This window comes from Chloroflexota bacterium, from assembly GCA_016197225.1.
Lineage (GTDB): Bacteria > Chloroflexota > Anaerolineae > Anaerolineales > VGOW01 > VGOW01.
In genome coordinates this window covers 1-3,124 of record JACPWC010000068.1, presented here as the reverse complement: position 1 = coordinate 3,124, position 3,124 = coordinate 1, and the positions used below count along the sequence as shown (strand labels likewise).

Genomic DNA, 3,124 nt, shown 5'->3' with positions numbered 1-3,124 from the left:
TTCTTCACTCAGTTCCCGCCAGGCACGGTCGAAGTCGGTTCGTTTCATGGAGCCTCCAAAAGGGGTATGGGCTGTCGGACGCGCAACGTGCCCCTATCTTACTCCTCTCTCTTCTGCTCCCAAAACTTTGACGGGCACTCTCTTGATCCAAAGCCGCCGCTGGCATCTCTCGCGTCTTCCATTACAATTACTGTCATCGCCCAAATGACTGCCCGCCCGACAGGAGCAAACTATGAACCTCTCGACCCCCGAAAACCTGGCCATCGTTGACCACCTGCTGACCACCACCCGCTCGGTTCGCAAGCGGCTGGATTTGACGCGCCCGGTGGAGCGGGAGATCATTGAACACTGTCTTGAGATCGCAACTCAGGCCCCCACCGCCTCCAACCGTCAGACCTGGCACTTCGTCATCGTCACCGATTCCGGCAAGCGCGCCCAAATTGCCGAACTTTACCGGGCCTCGTTTTCCGCTTATCTGAAGAGCGGAACGCGAACGGCGGGGCGCGAGTACGCGCCGAGCGAGAGCCAGATGATGCGAGTGACCGAGTCGTCGGCGTATCTGGCCGAACACATGCACGAAGCGCCGGCGCTGGTCATCCCCTGCATCGAAGGCCGCGTTGAAACCAAGCCCGCGTTTGTGCAAGCGTCGTGGTATGGCTCCATCCTGCCCGCCGTGTGGTCGTTCATGCTGGCCCTGCGCGCCCGCGGCCTCGGCGCGGCCTGGACGACTCTGCATCTGGCTTACGAAAAGGAAGTGGCCCAGATTCTTGCCATTCCCGAAAAGATCACTCAAACATCCCTTTTGCCGGTAGCCTATTTCAAAGGCGACGACTTCAAACCTGCCGACCGCATTCCCGCCCACAAGTTCACGCACTGGGAGTCGTGGGGAGAACGGCGGCCGGAAAATTAAAGGAGATAATGACATGCCTGTTATCAGCGAACGACTCGAAACCGATCACGCCCATTTGCTTCACCCGCTTCACCACCCCAGCGCCCACCAGCATCCCAAAATTTGGGTGGAGGGCAGGGGCGCGATTGTCAAAGACGCCGAAGGCCGCGAGTACATTGACGGCCTGGCCGGGCTGTGGAACGTCAACGTCGGCCACGGGCGGCGTGAACTGGCGCAAGCCGCGATGGAGCAAATGTCCACTCTGGCCTACGCTTCGGCCTACGCCGGCTCCACCAACTACCCGGCCATTGCCCTGGCCGAGAGGTTGAGCGCCCTCACTTACCCTTCCATCAACACCTTCTTCTTCACCAGCGGCGGGGCCGAGTCGAGTGACACCTCTTTCAAGACGGCGCGTTTTTACTGGAAGGCTCTGGGCAAGCCCGACAAGGTGAAAGTCATCTCACGCCTGAGGGGTTATCACGGCGTGACGCTGGCGGCCATGAGCGCCACCGGCATCGCTTCTTACTGGCCGATGTTCGAGCCGCGCGTGCCGGGCTTTCTGCATATTGACTCGCCTGATCCTTATCGCTTCGTCAACAATGATCCGGACGTCACCCAGGGAGTAGCGGCGGCCAACCAGTTGGAAGCCGCCATTTTGAAAGAGGGGCCGGACACCGTGGCCGCCTTCATCGCCGAGCCGGTGCAGGGCGCGGGCGGCGTCATCGTCCCACAGGATGACTACTTCGCCCGCATCCGCAAGATTTGCGACAAGTATGAGGTGCTGTTGATCGCCGACGAAGTCATCACCGGCTTCGGGCGCACCGGGCGCTGGTTTGGCCTGGAGCATTACGGCATTGAGCCGGACATCGTGCAATTCGCCAAAGGCATCACCAGCGGCTACATTCCGCTTGGCGGCATCGGCGTCTCCGACAAGATTCGCGAGGCCATCAACAGCGTGCCGCCGGGCAAACGCTGGATGCACGCTTACACTTACTCCGGCCATCCCACCTGTTGCGCCGTCGCCTTGAAGAACATTGAGATCATCGAAAACGAAAAGCTGGTGGAGCGCGCCGCCGGCGGCGGCAAACAACTGTTGGAAAAACTGCGGACGTTGGAGGCGATGGACGGCGTGGGCCACGTGCGCGGCAAGGGCCTGATGGCGGCAGTGGAAGTCGTCGCCGACAAGACCACCAAACAACTGTTCCCGCCCGAAGCCGGCATGACTCAGCGACTCTACGATGCCCTGCTGAATCGCGGCCTGTACACGCGGGTGCTGGCCGACTGCATCTGCCTGGCGCCGCCGTTTGTGATCACCGACGAGCAAATCAATCGCATTGTGGAAATCATTCGCGACACGATCCCGGACGTGTTGCGCGCCGCGAGAGGTTGATCTCTATCCGCAGATTACACACGCACTACGGTCTCACTGCAAAGGAGTCGTAAAAGAATAATGGGTCTCCCGGCTTTTCCAGGCGAAGACTTGACCTGAGCAAATCAAAAAAGAAAGGTTGAACGATGACAATTGGATTCTCTCTCACCGAAGAGCAACGCATGTTGCAAAACCTGGCCCGCGATTTTGCCCGAGCCGAGATTGCGCCGGTGGCCGAGCACTACGACCGCACCGCCGAGTTCCCCTGGCCCGTCTTCGAAAAGGCGCGCCAGGCCGGGCTGATGAACGCCAACATTCCGTTTGAATATGGCGGCGGCGGGGCTTCGCTCATCGAAGAATGTTTGCTGGCCGAAGAGCTGGCCTGGGGGTGCAGTGGGATCAGTACTTCGCTGACCATCAACAACCTGGCCGCCCTGCCCATCCTCATTGCCGGGAACGAAGAGCAAAAGCAGGGGTGGCTGGGCCGGCTCACCGGGAAGAATCAACTGGCCGCCTACTGCGTCACCGAGCCGGGCGCCGGTTCGGACGTGGCCGGAATCGCCAGCACGGCCACGCGACAGGGCGACGAGTACGTAATCAAGGGAAGCAAGACCTTCATCTCCAACGCCTCGCACGCCGACTTCCACGTAGTTTTCGCCTACACCGACAAGGCGAAGCGATACAAAGGCATGAGCGCCTTCATTGTCGAACGCGACCGCCCCGGTTTCTCGGTGAGCAAAAAGTTCGACAAGCTGGGCCAGCGCGCCTCAGACACAGCCGAGATCACGCTCGACAATGTGGTCGTGCCCGAGTCGCACCGGCTGGGTAAAGAGGGCGACGGTTTCATGATCGCCATGAAGGTGTTT

Annotated in this window: 3 protein-coding genes; all 3 read left to right on the top strand. The window is 60.3% G+C overall.

Features of this window, described 5'->3' with window-relative positions:
- Positions 1 to 232: 232 nt before the first annotated feature.
- Positions 233 to 910: a nitroreductase family protein gene (locus HYZ49_12670; GenBank protein ID MBI3243139.1), complete on the top strand. Its 678-nt coding sequence runs from the start codon at positions 233 to 235 to the stop codon at positions 908 to 910.
- Between the two features lie 13 nt (positions 911 to 923).
- Positions 924 to 2,279 (top strand): aspartate aminotransferase family protein, encoded by a 1,356-nt coding sequence (locus tag HYZ49_12665; protein MBI3243138.1) that lies wholly within the window; start codon positions 924 to 926, stop codon positions 2,277 to 2,279.
- Between the two features lie 125 nt (positions 2,280 to 2,404).
- The coding region (locus tag HYZ49_12660; protein ID MBI3243137.1) for an acyl-CoA dehydrogenase family protein at positions 2,405 to 3,124 on the top strand (720 nt) is incomplete at its 3' end.